The organism is Micromonospora sp. NPDC049274 (assembly GCF_040678875.1).
Taxonomy (GTDB): Bacteria; Actinomycetota; Actinomycetes; order Mycobacteriales; family Micromonosporaceae; genus Micromonospora.
The window spans coordinates 22720-43053 of sequence record NZ_JBFAQS010000003.1 but is presented as its reverse complement, the minus strand read 5'-3'; the positions used below and the strand labels follow the sequence as shown (position 1 = coordinate 43053).

Genomic DNA, 20334 nt, shown 5'->3' with positions numbered 1-20334 from the left:
CACGGCGCCTTTACCGAACTCGAACACGCACCGATCGCGCCGAGCCGACCGGGTCGGCAATCATGGGCCGGTGACAGTCGAACCGCCGCACCGCGGGCTCGTCCTCGTGGTCGAGGACGAGCCGGCCATCGCCGACCTGGTCCGGCTCTATCTCACCCGCGACGGGTTCGGCGTCCACCTCGAACGCGACGGCGAGGCCGGCCTGAGCGCCGCCCGCCGGCTGCGCCCGGTCGCCTGCGTCCTGGACATCGCCCTGCCCGGCCTCCCCGGCACCGAGATCTGCCGCCGGCTGCGCGAGGCCGGTGACTGGACTCCCGTCATCTTCCTCACCGCCCGCGACGACGAGGTGGACCGGATCGTCGGCCTGGAGCTGGGCGCCGACGACTACGTGACGAAGCCGTTCAGTCCGCGCGAGTTGGTCGCCCGGGTACGCGCGGTGCTGCGTCGTACCGCTGGGGGCCCCGAGGGGGCGGAACGGCCGCGTGTCGTCGGCCCGGTGACCCTCGACCCGGCCCGTCGGACGGTCACCGCCGCCGGCGTACCGGTGCAGCTCACCTCCACCGAGTTCGACCTGCTGGCGCATCTCATGGCCCGGCCCGGCCGGGTCTTCACCCGGGAGGAGCTGCTGGCCGGCGTCTGGGGCTACGCCGCGCACGCCGGAACCCGCACTGTCGACGTGCACGTGGCCCAGGTGCGGGCGAAGCTCGGCCCGGCAAGCGTCATCCGCACCCATCGTGGCGTGGGGTACGCGGTCGATGCCTGAGCAGCCCGTGCGCGCCGAGTCGCCGACCATGGCGTTGCCGGTGATCGGCGTCCGCCCGCCGGCAGCACCGAGGCGCAGCCGGCTCGGCCGGACGCTTACCGCCCGCGCGGTGCTTGTCACCTGCGCGGTGGCACTGGTATCGGTGCTCGTCACGGCCATCGTCGCGGTGCCACTGGCGATCCGGGGCGTGGAGCGACGCGATCAGCAGGCCCTCGCCGCGCAGGCCCGACTCGCCGCCGAGGTGCTGCGCACCCGCCTGGACCGGGGTCGCACCGCCGACGAGGAGCGGCTCATCCAGCAACTGCGCACCCAGGGCATCGACGCGTACCTGATCCGGCGCGGGGCCGTCGACCGGCCGGGCCTGCCGACCCGCGTGGTGCAGCGGATCGGGCAGGGCCGCAACGTGTCGGCTCGCCGCCCGGTCAACGGCCACCGCGCCCTGGTGGAGGGCCGGGCCCTGCCCGGCGGCAACGGGGTGGTGCTGTCCCGCGTCTCGTCGGACGGGCTGTGGGCGCAGGTGCTGCTCAGCCTCTGGCTGCCGCTGCTGGCCGGGTTGGCCGCCGGCGTGGTGGCCGGCCTCCTACTGGCTCGCCGGCTGGCCCGACCGATCCGCGTCGCGGCCACCGCCGCCGCCCGGCTGCGCGCCGGGGACCGCGCCATCCGGGTGCCTGTCGAGTCGCCGGACGAGGTCGCCGACCTGGCCGAGGCGTTGAACGGGTTGGCCGCAGCGCTGACCACCAGCGAGGGCCGGCAGCGCGAGTTCCTGCTCTCCGTCTCGCACGAGCTGCGGACCCCGCTCACCGCGATCCGGGGGTACGCCGAGGCGCTCGCCGACGGCGTCATCGAGGCGGACGGGACCGCCGACACCGGCCGGACCATGCTGGCCGAGGCCCAGCACCTCGACCGGCTGATCGGCGACCTGCTGGCGCTGGCCCGTTTGGAGGCCGCCGACTTTCCGCTGGAACCGGTGCCCGTCGACCTGACCCGGCTGGCCGCCGACGCCGAACCGACCTGGTCGGGCCGCTGCGCCGCCGTGGGCGTGTCGTTCCGGGTGGAGACGCCCGGTCAGCCGGTGTCCGTGTACACCGATCCGGGTCGGATCCGACAGGTGGTGGACGGGCTGCTGGAGAACGCGCTGCGGGTCGTACCGCCGGGGTCGCCGGTGGTGCTCGCGGTCCGGCCGGTCGGCCCGGACCCGGCGGCCGGAGGTGTGCTGGAGGTCCGCGACGGCGGACCCGGCTTCACCGACGACGACCTGGCGGTGGCGTTCGAGCGGGGGGCGTTGCACGAGCGCTACCGGGGCGTGCGCAAGGTGGGCAGTGGGCTGGGGCTGGCGCTCGCCGCCGGGCTGGTCCGCCGGCTGGGCGGGGATATCGTCGCGGGTCACGCGCCCGAGGGCGGGGCCGCCTTCACGGTCCGGCTGCCCGGTGATCCTTACCGGATCCGTACATCGGCCTGACGGTCCGCTCGTCCTCGCGGGGAAGGCTGAGGGCTCCACGGACGAGAGGGAGAGTCATGCCACGTTGGGGATTCGTCACCGGCACCACGGCACTGTTCGCGGCGGTGGCGCTCGGCGTCAGCGGCTGCGGTGCGGCCGAGGTGGCCAGCCAGCCCGCGCGGGACGCGGCGGTCGAGGTCGCTGCGGCGATGGGTGCGGAGGGCCAGGCGCTGACCGCGATGGGCTTCGACGCCACCGACCTGGACGTGCAGACCGTCGCCGCACCGGCCACCCCGACGCCCGGCGCCTCGCCGACGGCCAAGGACAAGGACAAGGACAAGCAGAAGCGCGGCGAGGAGTGGCGCAAGCGCCACCAGGCCCGCGTGCAGCTGCGCAAGAACACCCTGCACGGCGAGGCGGTGGTGCAGACCAAGGACAACGGTACGCAGACGGTCGCCGTGCAGCGTGGTGAGGTGACCGCCATCGACGGCGACTCGATGACCGTCAAGTCCACCGACGGTTTCACGATGACCTGGGCCTTCGGGGACGACCTGCGGGTCGTCGAGCGGCGCGCGACGGTGCAGCCGAGCGAGGTCAAGGTCGGCGCGAAGCTCGGCGTGGCCGGCGCCAAGGACGGCGACAAGGGCGTCGCCCGGCTCATCCTCATCCCGCGCGACAAGTGAGCGATGGGCCCCCGGGTGTACGCCCGGGGCCCGCACTGCTCAGGCGTGATCAACACGGGTTCGGTGAATCGGGCGCATCCCGGTCGGTGTGATGCCCCGACATCGCCGAACCCGTGTTGATCAAGCAGGGGTTCGGGCCGAGCGCCCGGCGATCAGCGGCTGGGCGGCAGGGCGTAGCCCACGTAGCCGCGGAACTCCAACCGCCAGCCGGCCGGCACCAGCTTCGCGCAGGCCGGCTGACTGCCGGTGCAGACGATCGCGTCCACCGAGGCGGGGTCGGTCGGCGGCCGTTCCGGCAGGACCGACTGCAACGACACCAGGTCCGGCGAGCGGCCGTCCGGCTGGCGCAGCAGCAGCCACCACGGGTACTCCCAGTTGTCGTTCTGCTCCACCAGCCCGATCCGTCGGGCGCCACTGTCGCGGACCGCCGCCGCTGCCCAGCGGAACTCGTCGGCCCACTGCGGCCGGCGTAGGAACCGGGTGTCCCAGTCCGAGGTGGTGAACACCGAGCCGGAGCCGACGAGCCGGCGCGGGAAGCCGTACGACAGTGCCAGCACCCCGGCCAGCGCCGAGGTGGCCAACACGGCGACCACCGCCCGAGTGGCCACCGATCGCCGCCCCCGGCCAGTCGTCGGGGCGGCGCTCGTCGCACGGCTGGCGTGGCGGCGCAGGAGCGCGTCCAGCCACAGCCCGGCGAGCGGCACGGCGAGGACCAGGGCGTAGAGCAGCAGCCGGTTGCCCCACGGCTGCCACTTGAGCATCGCGCTGTGCAGCAGCACCGTGGCCAGCACCACGACGGCGTACGCCCGCAGCGGCCCCACCTGCCCGGAGTCGATCCGGCGCGGGCGGACGAGCGCGACCAGCGCGCCGAGCAACGCCACCGTCCCGGCGATCGGGAACGCCACCCGGTCCTCGTCGGGGTACCAGGCGGGCACCGGAAAGACCTCCCGACCGAAGGTGATCGCCCGGTCCTGGGGGTCGACGCCTATCGCGTCCGCGCCGTCGATGATGGCGTCCGCGCTGGCGCTGCGCAGTGGCGCGAGCGGTGTGTCGAACGCCGTGTGCCCGATCCGCAGCGCGTTGACAAGTACCGACGCCGGATCGTGCCGCTCCATCGGGATCGACTCCCGTAGCCGCGGCGGGCCCAGCGGATTCCCGAACTCGGCGCTCACGCGGGCCAGGAACGGGCCGACCACAAGCGCCGCGACCACCAGGATCAGCGCCGAACCGGCGGCGACGCGGACCACCCCGCCGACCGGCCGAATCCGAGCGGCGGCCGGTGCTCGGGCGGCCCGGGCCAGCCGGAGCTGGGCCAGGCCCCAGAGCACCAGCAGTGGGCCCACCGCGATGAGGCCACTGGTCTTGGTCACCGCCGTCAACCCGGTGGCCGCACCCAGACCGAGCAGCGTCCCCCAACCGGTCGGCCGGCGCAGCCCGTCCAGGACGAGTGTCGCCGCGCACGCCACCCACGCCGCGCAGACCAGGTCGGTCTGCGTGCTGGTCGCCTGGAGTACGACCATCGGGGTGCTCGCCAGCACGAACACGGTGATCAACTGGGCGCGCCGGCCGCCGCCGAGCTGCGCGGTGATCCGCGCGGCCACCAGCAGACAGAGCACCCCGGCGGCCCACTGCACCAGGTTGTGCAGCGCGTCTGAACCGGTGAGCAGACGCAGGTGCAGGAGCAGGTACTCCGCGCCGGGTGGGATGGTCACCTGCCGGTGGATGGCGGTGGGCCAGAAGTCCAGGTCACCCTGGGCAACCCAGTGCTCGACCTTGGGCAGGTGGTACGTCTGCGAGTCGAAGTTGTTCGGCTCGGCCAACAGAGCGACAAGCAGCTCCAGCAGCACCAGCCCGCCTACGGTGCCCGCGAGCAGCCGCTCGCCCCGACTCGTCGTACGCCAGATCTCGGCTGCCCTGGCGCGCAGACCGGCGCGTACCCCACCGGTCTGGACCGTTGCGGCGTCGTGCCCGCCCTCCGGGCCACGGTCGGCGAGCGGGGCGGACGTCTCCGGGCCGGCGCCGGCGGCCATCGCCGCGCCGACCGGCACCCGGCGGGGTGTCGCGGGCACGTCGGCGGGCGGGGTGTCCCGGTGCCAGCGCAGGCCCACCGCCGCCGCGGTGGCGAGCAGGTAGATCAGCCAGGCGGCGACGAACGCCGGCCGGGTCAGCGCGTGCAGCGCGCCGAGCACCTCGACGACGAGCACCGCGTACGCCCCGGTGACCAGGGCGGCGCGCACCGCGGCGAGCCGAGACGGCGCCACCGGGTCGACCCCGCGCGGTGTCGTCGCGACCGTGAGCAGGAGCACCGAGGCGATGGGAAGCACCGCGAGCAGGGAGCCGGCAGCCGACATGGCGGGAAGTAAACACCATTCGGCTGGACCCGTCCCGCCCAATGACCGACGGTGGGGGCAACCGTCAGCCCGACACGCCGGGCTAGGCTATGCCCGACGTGTCGTCGCCACCGTGGAGATTCCCGTGAAGCTCTCGATCCTCATGCCGGTCTACAACGAGGAAGAACGCATCGCAGACGCCCTCAAGCAGGCGTTGGCGGTTGACTACCCTTGCGAGATCGAGTTGGTCGTGGTCGACGACGGCAGCCGGGACGGCACCGGCGAGATCCTCGGTCGCACCGACGACGCCCGCCTGCGGGTCATCACCCACCAGCGCAACGCCGGTAAGGGCGCGGCCATCAAGACGGCAGTGGACAGCGCTGAAGGCGACTACATGGTCATCCTCGACGCTGACCTGGAGTACGACCCCCAGGACATCCCCAGGCTGCTCGACCCGGTGCTAGACGGCCGGGCCACGGTGGTCTACGGCAATCGCACCTTCGGCAGCCACAGCGCCTACAGCTTCTGGTACGTGATGGGCAACAAGGGCGTCACGACGGCGGCCAACGTGCTGTTCAACTCGTACATCGGCGATCTGGAGACCTGCTTCAAGCTGATGCCGGTGGAGCTCTACCGGTCGCTGGAGGTGCGCTCGCGGGGCTTCGGCATGGAGGCCGAGGTGACCGGCAAGCTGCTGCGCCGCCGGATCCGCCCGTACGAGGTGCCGATCAGCTACCGGGCGCGGGGCCGCGAAGAGGGTAAGAAGATCACCTGGAAGGACGGCGTCGAGGCGATCTGGATCCTCGGTCGCGAGCGCGCACGCCGTCGTCCCGCGGTCTCGTCCGCGCGCTGATCGCCGCTAACCTTGAGTTGAAGTCCACTTCAATTCAAGGGACCGGTGATGCAGGACGCGTTGACGATCGGCGAGCTGTCCGTCCGCTCCGGCGTCGCGCCGTCGGCGCTGCGCTACTACGAGCGGCTCGGTCTGATCCGCGCCGATCGCACCGGCGGAAACCAACGCCGCTACGCCCGCGCGGAACTGCGGCGGGTCGCCTTCATCCGGATCTCCCAGCAGGTCGGCGTCTCGCTGGACGAGATCCGCGATGCGCTGGAGTCGCTGCCCGGCGGCCGCACCCCCAGCCCACAGGACTGGGAGCGGCTCTCCGCGAGCTGGCGCGGCCGGCTGGACGAGAGGATCCGGCTGCTCACCAAGCTCCGCGACGACCTGGACGGCTGCATCGGCTGCGGCTGCCTGTCCCTGCAACGCTGCACGCTCTACAACCCGGGGGACGCGCTGGCCGGCGAGGGGCCCGGCGCCCGGCTCATGCTGCCCCGCACCTCACCCGACGGTGAGTAGCACCTTGCCGACGTGGTCGCTCGACTCGACCAGCCGGTGCGCCTCGGCAGCCTCGGCCATCGGCAGCCGCCGGTCCACCACCGGGCGGACCGCGCCGGCCTCGACCAACGGCCACACCTCATCGCGTACGCCCCGGACGATCTCCGCCTTCTCGGCCAGCGGCCGGGAGCGCAGCGCGGTCGCCGCGACGCTGGCCCGCTTGGCCAGCAGAGCGCCGAGATCCAGCTCGGCCTTGCGACCACCCTGCATCCCGATCACCACGAGCCGGCCGCCGGTCGCCAGCGCGGCGACGTTCCGGCCCAGGTAGGACGCGCCGACGATGTCGAGGATGACGTCCGCGCCGTGGCCGTCGGTGACCTTGCGGACCTCCTCCACGAAATCCTGCTCCCGGTAGTCGATCGTGTGCGCCGCGCCCAGCTCGCGCAGGCGAGGGTGCTTGGCCGTGCGGGCGGTCGCCAGGACAGTGGCGCCGAGAGCCGCCCCGAACTGGATCGCGAACGTGCCGATCCCGCTGCCCCCACCGTGCACCAGCAGCGCGTCACCCGAGCCGAGCCGACCCACCCCCACCACGTTCGACCAGACCGTGCAGGCCACCTCCGGCAGCGCCGCGGCGTCGACCAGGTCGACGCCGGCCGGCACCGGCAGCAACTGCCCGGCGGGCACGGCGACGCGCTCGGCGTACCCGCCGCCGGCCAGCAGCGCGCAGACCTCCTGGCCGACGGACCACCCGGTCACCTCCGGGCCGATCGCGTCGATCACTCCGGAGCACTCCAACCCGAGGTACGCGGGCGCTCCCGGCGGCGGCGGATAGTGCCCCTGCCGTTGCAGCAGATCAGCGCGGTTGACGCCACTGGCCCGCACCCTGACGATCACCTCGCCCGGAGCGGGCTCCGGATCGGGGACCTCGGCCCAGACCAGCGCGTCGGGTCCACCGGGCTGCGGAACGGTGATGGCTCGCATGCCTCAGTCTTACCCGATGCGCCCGTGGGCCGCAGGAGCGCCCCGGTCGGGCGGCCTTCGGTCCCGGGTTCCTTGAAACCGGGGCATCCATGGCGATCTGACGCCCCGGTTTCATGGAATCCGAGTCGATCACGCCGCTGCACGCCGCGACGAGTGTCCGAGGTGACGCCGATCCGCGCCACAGTGGACGCTGTGGCCACCGCCTGGCCGGCACTTCGGGGAGGGACGCCGAGCCGGCCGGCGGGTGTCGTGGCAGACTGTTCACGGCCGTACACCCGCGGGTGCCGGTCCGGGAGGGTTCGCCTAGTGGCCGATGGCGCTGGTCTTGAAAACCGGTAAGGCAGCGATGTCTTCGTGGGTTCGAATCCCACACCCTCCGCCACCGCTACTCCGATGGGTCGACCGTCCGCCGGCTCGCGCGGATCGTCTCGTCGGCCAGCCGCTCGATCGCGCGGCGGCGCTCCTCGGCGAGCGCCTGCTCGTTCGGTCTGCGTAGCGCGGTGGCGACGGCGACCAGGAAGTCGCGCCAGATCCCTAGCAAGTATTCCCCCCGTGGAACGTTGCAGGCTGCCCACCATAGCGTCCGGCCGGTGACGCCGGACACCCGACGCATCCGGTCGTTGGTTGGCCCGGAACGGGGTATGAAGGGCAGGTATCCGCCCACACCGGAAGGACGCCGTCCCGATGACCCTCGAACGACCGATCGCCCCGGACCCGTACGAGCTGCTGCCGACCGTGCCCTCGTTCACCCTGACGAGTGACGACGTGCAGAACGGCGAGCCGATGGACGCCCGGCACGCGCATGGCAGCACCGGTGGTGAGAACGTCTCCCCGCAGCTGACCTGGTCGGACTTTCCCGCCGAGACCAAGAGCTTCACCGTCACCTGCTACGACCCCGACGCCCCGACCGGCAGCGGCTTCTGGCACTGGGTGCTGGTGAACGTCCCGGTCGGCGTCACGCAGTTGCCCAGCGGCGCGGGTGGCGCGGCGGGCTCCGACCTGGGTGGGGCCTTCTCGGTCCGCAACGACTACGGCGAGCAGGGGTACGGCGGTGCGGCGCCGCCGCCCGGTGACCGCCCGCACCGGTACGTCTTCGCGGTGCACGCCCTGGACGTCGACCGGCTTGACCTCACCCCGGACGCGAGCCCGGCCTACGTCGGCTTCAACCTGACCTTCCACACCCTGGCGCGAGCGGTGATCCGCCCGACGTACCAGATCAAGGAGTGACCCCGGCGGCTGATCCACCCCAGGCCGGCGAGACGGGGGTGTCCAGGCGTCTGGATGCCCCCAGGTCGGCGACCTGGAGTGGATCATGTCGCGCGGCACCGTGCCGTGGGCTGGGACGGGTCAGGCGGGGACGCGGGCAACCGCGAAGACCGACTGGCCGAACGGGGGTCGGACGACCTGTTCGGCGGCCTTCGTGGCGGGGAGGACGAGTGTGTCGTACACCTTGACCATCGGCCCCTCCTTCGGCATCAGCCGGAAGACCTTGGTGGCCATGAAGTAGCCGATCAACCCGAGCGCGTTCGCGTAGTGGATCTTCTCCACCGTCAGGCCGGCTTCGGTCATCGCCGTACCGAGCGTCTTCTTCGTGTACCGGCGGACGTGGCCGGTGGCGATGTCCGCCGGGCTCATGGCGAACTGGAATGCCGGCACGATGATGATCACCGCGCCGCCCGGGCGGACCAGGTCGCGCATGCTGCGCAGCGCGCCCACGTGGTCCTCGATGTGCTCCAGGACGTTGTACGACACCGCAGCGCTGTAGTTTCCCCGGTCGTTGTGCGGCAGCAGCATCTGTCGGACGTCGATGCCCGGCTGATCGGCGAGGCGCTCCTTGAGCTGTACCAGCCGGTCGGGGTCGGCCTCCGTGGCGGTGAACCGGGGCAGCCGCTGCGACCACTCCAGCGCGTAGTCACCGAGGCCGCTGCCGATCTCGATGGGGTCGTCACCGAGGTAGGGCACCGCCAGCTCGACGAACCAGCGACGGTGGTTGACGGCCGTTGCCAGCCCCTCCAGCACCTCGGACTGGACGCGCTGATCCCCAGTGATTTCTGCCATGCGTCGATTCCTCACGATATGAACTCGACCCGTGCCTGGACCGACAGAGTGAATCATCCGCTTGGATGGCAGAAGAATCGGGGGAGCGGTTGGCCGAATTGCGGTCGGGGGGTGGGCACGTGATCGGCGGTCGGCGAACCCGGCACATAGTACGGCAGTACCCCGAAACATGTCACGGCACCGCCATAGCCTGACTACCCTATGAATTGTCATGACTACTCCCGAACCGGACGCGCCCGGCGACGGCCCGGCCACCGCGTCGCCGGTGGAGGAGGCCGGCGGCGGCGATCGGGTGCGCCGCAACGGGAAGTGGGCCGACCTGGCCGCCGTATTGAGCTTCGTGGTGCTCGGCTTCTGGATCACCGGGCGCCTCTGGTGGGACCCGGGCAGCGGAGTGCGGGACAACCGCTCGGACCAGTCGCAGTTCGAATGGATGATGGCGCACGGTGCGCGGGTGGTCACGCATTTCGCGTACCCGTTCCATTCCGATCGGATGAACGTGCCGGACGGCGTCAACCTCATGGCGAATACGTCCGTATTATCCATTTCGCTGCCAATGACGCCAATCACCCTTTTGTTCGGTCCGCGTGCGGCATTCCTGCTCTTTCTCACCCTCGGAATGATCGCCACCGCCACGGCCTGGTACTTCCTGCTCTCCCGCGTCCTGGTCCTGGCCCGGGGGCCGGCCTGGCTGGGCGCGGGCTTCTGCGCGTTCGCGCCGGCCATGGTGTCGCACGCCAACGGGCACCCGAACATCGTGTCGCAGTTCGTCGTCCCGTTGATCATCTGGCGTACGCTGCGGCTCGCCGACGCCGGCCGCTGGCTGCGCAACGGGGTGCTGCTCGCACTGGTGATCGTCTGGCAGGCGTTCCTCAATCTGGAGATCCTGCTGATGACCGCGATCGGCCTCGGCGTGATCGTCGGCGCGCTGGCCGTCGGCCGCCCCGCCCTGCGATCACGGGTCCGATCCTTCCTCGCCGGGCTCGCCGTCGCTGCCGTGGTCGCGGGCCTGCTGCTGGCGTACCCGCTGTATGTCCAGTTCTTCGGGCCCGGCGCCTACTCCGGGCTGTCCAGCCTGATCCGCGGGTACTCCAGCGACCTGGCCTCGTTCGTCGCGTACTCCCGGGAGTCGCTGGCCGGCAGTCCGCGCACCGCAGCCGGGCTGGCCAAGAACCCGACCGAGGAGAACAGCTTCTTCGGGTGGTCGCTGCTCGTGCTGGTGGTCGCCCTGGTCTGGTGGCTACGACGGTCGGCGGTGGTGCTCGCGCTGGCCGGGCTCGGGCTGCTCTTCGCGGTCCTCTCCCTCGGGCGGGAGATCCGCTTCGCCGGTCACGGCACCGGCGTGCCGGGGCCCTGGGCCGCGCTGGAGAACCTGCCGATCCTGCACTCGGTGGTGCCGACCCGGTGGGCGCTGGCGATCACCCCGATCGTCGGGGTGCTGCTCGCCTACGGCGCCGAGCGTGCCCGCGAGTTGGCCCGCGCGCGGCCGGCCGCCCGTCCGCAGATCCGCTTCGCCACCGCGACCGTGTTGACGATGGCCCTGCTGCCGATCCTGCCCACCCCGCTGCCCGTGGTCCAACTGGACCCGGTCCCCACCTTCGTGACCAGCGGGGCGTGGCGGCCGTACGTGGCGGGTGGGCGCAGTGTGGTGACGTTGCCGCTGCCGGACACCAACTACGCGGAGCCGCTGCGCTGGTCCGCTGCGACCCGGCTGGACATGCCGCTGGCCCGGGGCTACTTCCTCGGACCGGACACCCGCCCCAGCGCGGAGCCGCCGAAGGTCGCGCTGTTCACCGCGCCGCCCCGGCCGACCAGCAGCTTCTTCGCGACCATCCGACGGACCGGCGCGGTGCCGCCGATCACCCCGCAGAGCCGGGTCAAGGCGGTCGACGACCTGCGCTACTGGCGGGCCGGCGTGGTGATCCTCGGGCCGCACGAGCACGAGATGGAACTGCGCCGCGGCATGACCGAGCTGACCGGGATTCAGCCAACCTTCACCGGCGGGGTGTGGGTGTGGGACGTCCGAACGCTGACCGACTGAGCGGGCTGCGTCCGGGCCGACTGAGCGGGCTCGGCCCGGGGCCGGACGCGCGGGCTCAGCCCTAGCGGACGCAGCAGCCCTGGCAGACCTTCGGGCTGGGCAGCGTGAAGGCCAGGCAGCAGGTGCGTCGCTGCACGCTCGGCTCACCGGTCGGGCCGGGCACCAGCTCGACCAGGTCCGCAAGGTCGAGCGCGCCGAGCAGGGTGTCGATGCTCTGCACCGTCGAGCCGGGCAGCGCGTCCGCGGCCCGCAGGATGCCGTGCGCGATGCCGGAGGCGACCGAACCGAGCAGCGTACGGGTGCCCACCCGCACCTCCGCCTGGATCGCCGCGATAAGCGGTGCCAGGTGGGCGTCGAGCAGGGAGGCACGCAGCTCGGCCAGCAGCTCCACCTCGCCGGCGACGACGCGCACCTCCGGCAGGCCGGAGAGCGCCAGCGGGTCGCTCGGCAGCACCGCCACGGTGGTGCCGTGGCGCAGGCCCAGCGTGAGCAGGGGCCTGTGGTCCTCGAAGTGGATCAGCACATCGGAGGGGTCGAGCAGCGGCACCCGGCGGGCCGAGGCCCAGCCGAGCACGACCGGCAGTGCCGTCCAGTAGCTGTACGACTTCCAGGCCAACGCGGCGCAGGCGTGCGGAGTGCCACCCCAGCGGACGCTTGCCGCGTCCAGCAGCTCCGGCAGGCGGGTGCCGTCGATCAGGGTGGTGGCGGGTGCCCAGCCGAACTCGTCGTCGACCACCAGACCCCGGGCGAGACCGGGAAGGTCGTCGGTGCCGAACATGGCCCGCAGCGCGGCGGTGACGGGGGCGAGCGGCGTGGCGGTCACGTCCCGCCTCGGCATCACCGCTGTCACCGTGTCATCCCCCGTCCGCGTGACCGGGGAACATGCCCCGGCGGACGACAAGCGCCGTCCTGAGCTAAGGCTAGCCTAACCACGCCCGTCGGTCTAAGGGAAGCCTTGCCTCGGTCGGATCGGGAGGTCCGGGTCACTCCGGCCCCCGGCGGGAGCAGTGCTCCGCCCCCCGGCGTACTACCCGCGCCCGGCCTCCGAAAACGCCGCGGCAGGATCGATCACCGTCGGTGGATTGTCAAGTGTTGTGTCGACAAGGTGGCAGATACGTGTGCGCTTCGCCACGGAACGTGAAACTAATACTCCCGGCCACGAGGAAGCCGATGACGACGTCACCCCTCGAACGTGCTGCCGACTCCTTCGCGGCCGAGCTCGCCCGCCACCGTGCCGGGCGGGGCCTGTCCAAGAAGCAACTGGCCATCCTGATGGGCTTCGACCCGTCCTACGTCAGCCACGTCGAGGGGCGCCGACACCGCCCGACCGAGGACTTCGCCCGCCGCGCCGAGGCCGTCCTGGAGGCCAGTGGCGCGATCTGGCAACGCTTCCGGGAGTACGACGACCTCCGGCACGCCCGCACCGGCCAACCCCACCGCGAGCCCTCGCTGCCCGGCCAGTGGCTGCCTCCCGGCACCGGCCTCGTCGTGGAACGGGAACTGGCCACCCTCACCCACACCGACGACGCCTACCGGTGCGTCATCCACCGGGAGCTGTACAACGCCGGCACCGAACCGGTCACCCGTTACCTCGTCCGCGTCGCGGTGGACCGCTACCCCAACGACCCCGGGCGCTCCAACCGGCACCACCGGGAACACCCGCTCACCTTCGCCGAGCTGCAACTCCAGGCCCGCCGCGACGACGGCGTCGGCGACCCGGAGCCGATGCACTGGCGGGCGAAGCACGACCGGGACGCGTTCAAGGAGATCTGGCTGCTCTTCGAGAACGGTGAACGGCGTTTCCCGCTCTACCCCGGTGACCGGGCGATCATCGAGTACGCGTACAGCGTCGGGCACGAGAAGTGGGGCCCCTGGTTCCAGCGGGCCGTCCGGCTGCCCACCCGGCACCTCGCCGTACGCCTGGATCTGCCGGCGGCCCTCGACCCGCAGGTCTGGGGCGCGGAGACCTCGCTCTCCGCGGAGGAGGGCCCGCTGCGGACGGCGCCGCAGCGCCGCGACGAGGGCGACCGGGCGATCTACGACTGGCAGACCGACGCCCCACCGCTCAACGCCCGCTATCGGATGCAGTGGCGCTTTCGGGCGCGGCCGGAAACCGACCCGGACGTCGCCTCCGGCGGCACCCGGGTCCGCCCCAGCGAGCGGATGCGCGGGATCGGCATCGTCCAGCGCGGCGCGGACCTCCTCCGCCAGCAGGTCCGGCAGTTCGACCTGCCCGGCGAGGAACAGGTGGCCCGGGACGTCGTGGACCGGCTCACCACGGCGCTGTCCCGGCTCGACGAGCTGCACCAGTTCAGCAAGGGAGTGGGCATCGCCGCCCCGCAGCTCGGCATCGGCCGCGCCGCCGCCGTGGTCCGACCCCCCGACCGGTCGGCCGAACCGGTCGTCCTGCTCAACCCCCGGGTGGTCGACGCCGACCCGGAGACCGACGAGCAGTACGAGGGGTGCCTCTCCTTCTTCGACCACCGGGGTCTGGTGCCCCGACCGCTGCGACTCGACGTGGAACACGCCCAGTGGGACGGCAGCCGGATCATCACCTCGTTCGAGTTCGGCATGGCCCGACTCGTCGCGCACGAGATCGACCACCTGGAGGGGCGGCTCTACGTCGACCGGATGGCGCCCGGCGTGCCGCTGGTGCCGGTCGAGGAATACCGGGAGACGGGCCAACCCTGGCGTTACTGAGCGACGAGGGGGACCGGGGCGCGTGCCCCAGGGGGCAGGGGCACGCGCCCCGGTGTGGGGGGAGGAACGTCTAGATTTCGCCGAACGTGTCGTAGCGGATGTTCGGCGGCGGCACCTCGTCCGCGGCCAGCACCCGCAGCGTCGACCGGACCATCTGCGCCGAACCGGAGACATAGCAGTCGTGCGTCGTCCACGGGCCGTACCGGGCCACCACGTCGGGGATGTCGCCCACCTCGCCGTCGAAGTCGGGTTCGTCGCTGCACGCCGCGGTGACCGACAACCACGGGTACGCGGACACCAGCTCCCGCAGGCCGTCCAGCCCGTACAGGTCCCTTGCGTGCCGAGCGCCGTAGAACACGTGCACCCAGCGCGTCCGGTTGTAGGTGATCAACTCCTCCACCAGCGCCTTGACCGGGGCCAGTCCGACGCCGCCGGCGACACAGAGGATGTCCCTCTCGGAGGCGCGGTCCAGGGTCATCGACCCCATCGGTGCCGCAAGGCGCAGCAGGTGCCCGGGCTGCACCCGGCGGACCAGCGCCCCGGACACCCATCCCGCGCCGGGGCTGCGTACGTGGAACTCCAGCACGTTGTCGTCGTTCGGGGCGTTCGCCACCGAGTAGTTCCGCCACACCCTCGGGTGGAAGCGGGGCAGCTCCAGACTGACGTACTGGCCCGCACGCCAGGGCAGCGGATGTTGCAGGGCCCGGCAGGTCAGCACGGCGATGTCCGAGCCGTGCCGCTCGTGGGTCAGCACCTCGGCGTGCCAGAACGGCGGGTTGTCGTCGTCGCTCGCCCCGGCCATCATCCGCGCCGCGATCGCCGCGTACGCGTCCCGCCACGCCTGGTCGTACTCCAGGTTCCAGCCGCCGCCGGCGGTGCTGCGCAGCGCGTCCAGCAGGGCCACTCCCACCGTCGCGTAGTTCCGGTCGGCCACGTGGTACTTGCGGTGGTCGCGGCCCAGCCCTCGGAGGAACTCGTCGAAGCCCTCCGGATCGTCCAGGGTGTGGATCGCCGTGATGATCGCTTCCAGCAGCCGGTCACCCTGGCCGGTCATCTGCACCGGGAAGAGCTGCCGCAGGGCGGGGTCGAGCAGGAACAGCCGAGCGTAGAAGTGCCCGCTCAGCCGGTCCCGGTCCTCCTCGACGAGGGTCCAGCTCTCCTTCAGCAACCGTGCGACGTTGTCCACCGGTGCTCCTTCTCCAGACGGCAGCGGATCGGGCGCTCATAGAATCTCCACGGAGCGTGCACACTGGTCGCACAGAATGTGCGATCGGTTCACGCCGGCCGATCAGGCGTGCCCGCCAGGCCGTCCGTCGGGCACAGTGGGGCGGTGACCGTTGAGCTGACCCGTCCGGTGTCCCGCCGGCTGCTGGGGACCGAGACGTTGCTGGTCCTCGGCCTGTCCCTCGGCCAGTCCGCGGTCTACGCGGTGGTCTCGATCATCGCGAAGCTGACCGCCGAGGGCCCGCTCTCCAAGCAGACCGCCTCGCTGAACACCTCCGCGTCGGCCCGCCCCTGGCTGGACCTGACGTACCAGCTCCTCGGCATCGTCTTCGCGCTGCTGCCCGTGCTGCTCGCCGTACACCTGCTCAGCCGCGACCCCGGCGACCCGGCGCGGACCCTCGGCCTGGACGCGCGGCGGCCCGGCCAGGACCTGGCCCGGGGCGCCGGCCTGGCCGCGCTCATCGGCCTGCCCGGCCTGGCCCTGTTCTGGGCGGCGGCGCACCTCGGCATCAACGCCACGCTGGTGCCGGCCGCCCTGCCGCACGTCTGGTGGGCGGTTCCGGTGCTGATCCTCTCCGCCGTGCAGAACGCCGTGCTGGAGGAGGTGATCGTGGTCGGCTATCTGGTCACCCGGCTACGCCAGCTCCAGTGGCGGCTCGCCGCGATCATCGCGGCCAGCGCGCTGCTCCGCGGCAGCTACCACCTCTACCAGGGCTTCGGCGCGTTCGTCGGCAACGCGATCATGGGCGTCGTGTTCAGCCTCTTCTACCTGCGGACCCGTCGGGTGCTGCCGCTGGTCATCGCGCACACAGTGCTCGACGTGGTCGCCTTCGTCGGCTACGCGCTGCTGCCCCGCGACTGGTTCACCTGGCTGTGACCGGTCAGCGCCGCCCCGGCCGGTAGACGGCCACCGCACGTGCGGCCAACCGGTCGGCCGCCGCCGCGTCACCCAACGTGGCGGCGACAACCGCCGCACCCGGCAACAGGCGGGACGCCAACCGCAACGCCACCCAGCCGCCCGCCTGGGCGGTGAGCGGCGCCGCCAGCCGCCACGCGGCCTCCGCCGCCCTCGGCCACGTCCCCTCGACCGGCTCGCCCGCCTCCCGCGCGCCGGCCAACGCCTCCCGCGCGCTCGCCGCGTCCGGATGCACCTGGGTCAACACCAGCAGCTCCGCGACCCGGTCGGGATGCGCCGCATCCCGCCCGTACGCCGCCGCCAGGTGCAGCACCAGGTTCGACTGGGTCCAGAGCACCGACACCAACTCCGCCAGCGGTGCGAAGAGCCCGGCCAGCGCGGCCGCCGCCCCTCCCGCGCCCGCCGCCCGCACGTACCGCCGGGTCGCCAGCCGGGCCAGGCCGTCCGCCGGAGCGTCCGGATACCGGGCCCGCAGCCGCGCGGCCCACTCTGCGGCACCCGGACCGAGCGCCCGGACCGCCTCCACCGCCAGCAACTCCGGCGCGAAGCCCGGGTGGTCGCGCAGGCGGGCGACAACCGCCCGCACATCTGATTCCGGGGTACGCCCCGAAGCCGGCGCCAGGTCGTCTGCTCCGGCCAGCGCGGTCGAGGGCTGCGGTGTCGAGGTGACCTCGGCGGGCGTGGTGTTCGCACGCGGGGCCGCGGCGCGCCTGGTCGCCGGGGCGGCCTTCTTGGCGCGGGAGACCTTCCTCGCCGGGGCGACCTCGTTGGTCGGGGTGGCGCCCCTGGCCGGGGTTACCTCGCTGGCCGGGGCGGCTGCCCTGGCCGGGGTTGCCTCGCTGGCCAGGACGGCTGCACTGGCCGGGGTTACTTCGCTGGCCGGGGCGGCTGCCCTGGCGGGGATGGCCTCGCTGGCCGGGGTGGCGTCCCTGGCGGGGGTGGCCCGCTGGGTGGGGGTGGCCTTCTTGGTCGGGAGAGCCTTCTTGGTCGGGAGGGCTTTCTTCGCGGGTGTGGCCTTCGTGCTGGGGGTGGCTTTCTTGCTGGGGGTCGCCCGCTTGTTGCCCGGCTGGTCCACGCCCGATCCCTGGATGCCGTCGACGGGGCTGGCCGGGGCGGTCGCCGGCGGGCTGGCCTGGCTGGTGGCCGGGGTCTTTCCCGGCGAACTGGCCCGGGTCTTGGCCGAGGTGTCCGTCGGCGGGCTGGCCTGACCTTTGGCTGGAGTGTTCATCGGCGGGCTGGTGGCTTGGGTGTTCATCGGCGGGCTGGCCTGGTCGCGTGCTGGGGTGTTCTCCAGTGGGGGAGCCTGGTCCGCCGATGGGGCGTCAGGTGGGGGGCCGGTCTGGTCCGCCGGTGGGGCGTCAGGTGGCGGGCTCGCCTGGTCGACGGCGGGTGGGATGCTCGGTGCCGGAGACGAGCGGACCGGCTGCCGGGGCAGGGGACGCTCCGGGTCCGGTGGTTGGAACAGCACGGCCGGGGCGGCCTTGGCCCGTCGAGGACGCGGGCTCACCGGAGCGGCTGCCGGCGGGGCTGCCGTCTCCTCGGGCTGCTCGGCGGCGGTAGGCGGCGTGAAGGTGGGCCGCGGAGAGCGCCGGCGCGCTCTTTCAGCAGGCTCTCGGCGGGTCGGCTCGCTCGGCGGCTGCTCCTGCATATCGATGGAGCGTAGTCGCGATCACGCCACCGCACAGGGGTGAAACACGGGGACCGAGGGCCGTGGTGGGCGCACCCCGGAAGTCGTTTTGCTCCCGGTGGGTGACGACCTGTATCCTCGGGCGCGGTGGTCTACGGGCCACCAGGGAGACTTCGCCTAGTCTGGTCTATGGCGCCGCACTGCTAATGCGGTTGGGGTCTTAAAGCCCCTCCCGGGTTCGAATCCCGGAGTCTCCGCGCGAAAGCCGGGTGTGTACACTGGCTGAGCACGAGCGCCCGTAGCTCAATGGATAGAGCATCTGACTACGGATCAGAAGGTTAGGGGTTCGAGTCCCTTCGGGCGCACAAGATCATGATGGGTCTGAACTGCGGAAACGCGGGTCAGGCCCTTCTTGCTGTCTGGCCTGCGTGATCGGCTTCTGATGTTCCAGATCTGTTACTCGGCATGGGGATCCTGGTGTTGGCGGTGCTGTTCGACGACGACCTGGAGTGGTGGATCCAGGGCAGGGTGCTGTCGCACGTCATGAGGCTGGTCCCCGCCGACGTGGCCGCAGTCGACGAGTTCGACGAGTGGCTCAGCCCCGGCCGGGCAATGGGATATCTGGACATCCGGAAGATCGAAGATCCGGAGGCGGCCAAGCGGCTCGTGCGTGCGCTGTCCGTGGGCGCCCGCAGGGCCCTGGAGAAGACGCAGGAGCAGGAGCCGACAGACGAGGAGATGGTCGAGTTCTACCGTGGCCTCTGCCGGACGGTGGACAAGGCGGTTCGGCTTCCTCGTTTCTCGTGACGTGTCGTCGCGTCACATGCTCGGTCATTGATTGAGTGATGTCACCGCCGGGTCCGCCGACCCGGCGGGGTGACGGCCATCGCGTCGATTTCCAAGACGTCGAGCAGCTCTACGCCACCGAGTTGCTCGCCGACGGCGCGGGCGGCGTCGGCTATCTCCTCAAGGACCGGGTGTTCGACGGTGAGCAGTTCATCTCGGCGCTGCGGACGGTAGCCGGCGGCGGGACGGTGATGGACGAGGACGTGGTCTCCGGCATGGTGCGCCGCAGCGACCATCTGGCCCAGCTGACCGCCCGGGAGCTGGAGACGCTGGCGCTGGTCGCCCAGGGCCGGTCCAACGCGGCGATCGCGGCCGCCATGTTCGTGACCGAGAAGGCGATCGCCAAGAACATCAACAGCATCCTGGCGAAGTTGCAGCTACCGCCGTCCACCGACGACAACCGGCGCGTGATGGCGGTGCTCGCCTACCTGGGCCAGTGAACCCGGCCGGCGAACACCGCGACGAGACTCAGCGCAGGTCGTGCCCGAGCAGTCCCGGTCTCACGGTGAGCCGCTGGATGTTCGAGGTGCCTTCCATGAACTCCAGCCCCTGAGTGTCGCGGACGAACTTGTCCAGCAGCGGATGTGACCAGGACGCCCACTCACGGGACAAGCACCAGCCAGTTCGTCGCTGTCAACGAGTGGCTGTGATCGAATTCGACACAGGTCCTGGCCGGGAGATCAGGGCCTCCAAGCCGGTCGGGCACCGTTGTCAGTCGAGGACCGTCGCCGAGCGCCCTTCGTCGACCTCGTACGCGCCTGCGGAGATCGCGCCGAGGCTCGTGGGGTTGAGGGTCAGCGAGACGACGCCGCCGGGCAGTACGCGCGAGCCCTCTTCGACGGTTGCGAACGTCGCGGGCGTCGACCCGTCCGGGAACAGGCGTTTTCCGGTGCCGACGACGACCGGGAATTGGAGTATCCGGTAGACATCGACGAGTCCTGCCTGGTGCAGCGTCTGCACGAGTTGCCAGCTTCCGTGAACCTGGAGTTCCTTACCGGGAAGCTCCTTGAGGCGGCGTACCTCGTCGGCCGGGTCACCGCGGAGGACCGTCGTCGGGTTCCAATCGGCTTCATCGTCGGTCAGCGTGGAGCTGACGACATACTTCGGCAGCGTGTTGAGCTTGGTGGCGATCAGGTTGTCAGGTTCGGTGACCTTCGGCCAGTACCCGCCGAGCAGGCCGAAGCTGGTACGGCCGAAGAGGAACGCGTCGGCCGCACGGAACCAGCTCTCGACGACTTCGTTGGTGTGCGTCGAGGCGTGCGGAACGAGCCACCCGCCGTTGTCGAAGCCGCCGGAGCGGTCCTCGTCGGGATTTCCGGGTCCCTGCATGACGCCGTCGAGACTGACGAAGATGTTGACGCTCAGTAGCACGGTTTTCCTTCACGTTCTGG

At 71.7% G+C, this 20334-nt stretch carries 20 protein-coding genes and 3 tRNA genes; 14 read left to right on the top strand and 9 right to left on the bottom strand.

Annotated elements, in window-relative coordinates; translation table 11 throughout:
• Positions 1-70: 70 nt before the first annotated feature.
• The 3 genes from AB0K10_RS06570 to AB0K10_RS06560 are packed head-to-tail and all read left to right on the top strand — an operon-like array spanning position 71 to position 2884.
• Positions 71-763, top strand: a complete 693-nt coding sequence (locus AB0K10_RS06570) for a response regulator transcription factor (RefSeq protein ID WP_363680621.1) — start codon at positions 71-73, stop codon at positions 761-763.
• Positions 756-2222 (top strand): histidine kinase dimerization/phospho-acceptor domain-containing protein, encoded by a 1467-nt coding sequence (locus tag AB0K10_RS06565; RefSeq protein WP_363680619.1) that lies wholly within the window; start codon positions 756-758, stop codon positions 2220-2222. The genes AB0K10_RS06570 and AB0K10_RS06565 overlap by 8 nt, the downstream gene beginning before the upstream one ends.
• Positions 2223-2278: 56 nt before the next feature.
• Complete coding sequence (locus AB0K10_RS06560; RefSeq protein ID WP_363680617.1) at positions 2279-2884, top strand: hypothetical protein; 606 nt, start codon at positions 2279-2281, stop codon at positions 2882-2884.
• 152 nt (positions 2885-3036) lie between these two features.
• Here AB0K10_RS06560 and AB0K10_RS06555 read toward each other — a convergent pair whose 3' ends face one another.
• Complete coding sequence (locus AB0K10_RS06555) at positions 3037-5235, bottom strand: glycosyltransferase family 39 protein (RefSeq protein WP_363680615.1); 2199 nt, start codon at positions 5233-5235, stop codon at positions 3037-3039.
• 124 nt (positions 5236-5359) lie between these two features.
• Here AB0K10_RS06555 and AB0K10_RS06550 point away from each other — a divergent pair, with 124 nt between their 5' ends.
• On the top strand, positions 5360-6067 hold the full coding sequence (locus AB0K10_RS06550; RefSeq protein ID WP_363680613.1) for a glycosyltransferase family 2 protein: 708 nt from the start codon (positions 5360-5362) through the stop codon (positions 6065-6067).
• A gap of 48 nt (positions 6068-6115) precedes the next feature.
• A complete protein-coding gene (gene soxR / locus AB0K10_RS06545; protein ID WP_363680611.1) occupies positions 6116-6571 on the top strand; it encodes a redox-sensitive transcriptional activator SoxR in 456 nt (151 codons plus the stop codon).
• On the opposite strand, the gene AB0K10_RS06540 is transcribed toward soxR, so the two are convergent.
• Positions 6554-7531 (bottom strand): NAD(P)H-quinone oxidoreductase, encoded by a 978-nt coding sequence (locus tag AB0K10_RS06540; protein WP_363680609.1) that lies wholly within the window; start codon positions 7529-7531, stop codon positions 6554-6556. The two genes, soxR and AB0K10_RS06540, sit on opposite strands and share 18 nt — an antisense overlap.
• A gap of 292 nt (positions 7532-7823) precedes the next feature.
• On the opposite strand from AB0K10_RS06540, the gene AB0K10_RS06535 reads away from it, so the two are divergent.
• Positions 7824-7913: transfer RNA gene (locus AB0K10_RS06535), tRNA-Ser, on the top strand.
• A 3-nt stretch (positions 7914-7916) separates the two neighbouring features.
• Here AB0K10_RS06535 and AB0K10_RS06530 read toward each other — a convergent pair.
• On the bottom strand, positions 7917-8072 hold the full coding sequence (locus AB0K10_RS06530; protein WP_363680607.1) for a hypothetical protein: 156 nt from the start codon (positions 8070-8072) through the stop codon (positions 7917-7919).
• Positions 8073-8215: 143 nt separating this feature from the next.
• Here AB0K10_RS06530 and AB0K10_RS06525 point away from each other — a divergent pair, with 143 nt between their 5' ends.
• Positions 8216-8758 (top strand): YbhB/YbcL family Raf kinase inhibitor-like protein, encoded by a 543-nt coding sequence (locus tag AB0K10_RS06525; protein WP_363680605.1) that lies wholly within the window; start codon positions 8216-8218, stop codon positions 8756-8758.
• Between the two features lie 120 nt (positions 8759-8878).
• Here AB0K10_RS06525 and AB0K10_RS06520 read toward each other — a convergent pair whose 3' ends face one another.
• On the bottom strand, positions 8879-9589 hold the full coding sequence (locus AB0K10_RS06520) for a class I SAM-dependent methyltransferase (RefSeq protein ID WP_363680603.1): 711 nt from the start codon (positions 9587-9589) through the stop codon (positions 8879-8881).
• Between the two features lie 211 nt (positions 9590-9800).
• Here AB0K10_RS06520 and AB0K10_RS06515 point away from each other — a divergent pair, with 211 nt between their 5' ends.
• Positions 9801-11630, top strand: a complete 1830-nt coding sequence (locus tag AB0K10_RS06515) for a hypothetical protein (protein ID WP_363680601.1) — start codon at positions 9801-9803, stop codon at positions 11628-11630.
• A 61-nt stretch (positions 11631-11691) separates the two neighbouring features.
• Here the strand turns inward: AB0K10_RS06515 and AB0K10_RS06510 are convergent, their stop codons facing one another.
• The gene (locus AB0K10_RS06510) at positions 11692-12468 is read right to left on the bottom strand and encodes an IucA/IucC family C-terminal-domain containing protein (protein ID WP_363681391.1); all 777 of its coding nucleotides are present in this window, start codon (positions 12466-12468) and stop codon (positions 11692-11694) included.
• A gap of 332 nt (positions 12469-12800) precedes the next feature.
• Here AB0K10_RS06510 and AB0K10_RS06505 point away from each other — a divergent pair, with 332 nt between their 5' ends.
• Positions 12801-14330 (top strand): peptide deformylase, encoded by a 1530-nt coding sequence (locus AB0K10_RS06505; protein ID WP_363680599.1) that lies wholly within the window; start codon positions 12801-12803, stop codon positions 14328-14330.
• A 70-nt stretch (positions 14331-14400) separates the two neighbouring features.
• On the opposite strand, the gene AB0K10_RS06500 is transcribed toward AB0K10_RS06505, so the two are convergent.
• The gene (locus tag AB0K10_RS06500; protein WP_363680597.1) at positions 14401-15516 is read right to left on the bottom strand and encodes a globin domain-containing protein; all 1116 of its coding nucleotides are present in this window, start codon (positions 15514-15516) and stop codon (positions 14401-14403) included.
• Positions 15517-15660: 144 nt separating this feature from the next.
• Between AB0K10_RS06500 and AB0K10_RS06495 the strand changes: the two genes are divergently transcribed.
• Complete coding sequence (locus AB0K10_RS06495; RefSeq protein ID WP_363680595.1) at positions 15661-16431, top strand: CPBP family intramembrane glutamic endopeptidase; 771 nt, start codon at positions 15661-15663, stop codon at positions 16429-16431.
• A 4-nt stretch (positions 16432-16435) separates the two neighbouring features.
• On the opposite strand, the gene AB0K10_RS06490 is transcribed toward AB0K10_RS06495, so the two are convergent.
• Complete coding sequence (locus tag AB0K10_RS06490) at positions 16436-17977, bottom strand: hypothetical protein (RefSeq protein WP_363680593.1); 1542 nt, start codon at positions 17975-17977, stop codon at positions 16436-16438.
• 286 nt (positions 17978-18263) lie between these two features.
• Between AB0K10_RS06490 and AB0K10_RS06485 the strand changes: the two genes are divergently transcribed.
• From AB0K10_RS06485 to AB0K10_RS06470, 4 genes are all read left to right on the top strand, one after another.
• Positions 18264-18354, top strand: a tRNA-Ser gene (locus AB0K10_RS06485).
• A 35-nt stretch (positions 18355-18389) separates the two neighbouring features.
• A tRNA-Arg gene (locus tag AB0K10_RS06480) sits at positions 18390-18462 on the top strand.
• Positions 18463-18562: 100 nt separating this feature from the next.
• Positions 18563-18904 (top strand): hypothetical protein, encoded by a 342-nt coding sequence (locus AB0K10_RS06475; RefSeq protein WP_363680591.1) that lies wholly within the window; start codon positions 18563-18565, stop codon positions 18902-18904.
• Positions 18905-18942: 38 nt separating this feature from the next.
• Positions 18943-19383 carry a LuxR C-terminal-related transcriptional regulator gene (locus tag AB0K10_RS06470; RefSeq protein ID WP_363680589.1) on the top strand — a complete coding sequence of 147 codons (441 nt, stop codon included), beginning with the start codon at positions 18943-18945 and terminating at the stop codon, positions 19381-19383.
• A 28-nt stretch (positions 19384-19411) separates the two neighbouring features.
• Here AB0K10_RS06470 and AB0K10_RS06465 read toward each other — a convergent pair whose 3' ends face one another.
• Positions 19412-19555: a hypothetical protein gene (locus AB0K10_RS06465; protein WP_363680587.1), complete on the bottom strand. Its 144-nt coding sequence runs from the start codon at positions 19553-19555 to the stop codon at positions 19412-19414.
• A 99-nt stretch (positions 19556-19654) separates the two neighbouring features.
• The gene (locus AB0K10_RS06460) at positions 19655-20314 is read right to left on the bottom strand and encodes a dihydrofolate reductase family protein (RefSeq protein ID WP_363680585.1); all 660 of its coding nucleotides are present in this window, start codon (positions 20312-20314) and stop codon (positions 19655-19657) included.
• Positions 20315-20334: the final 20 nt, after the last annotated feature.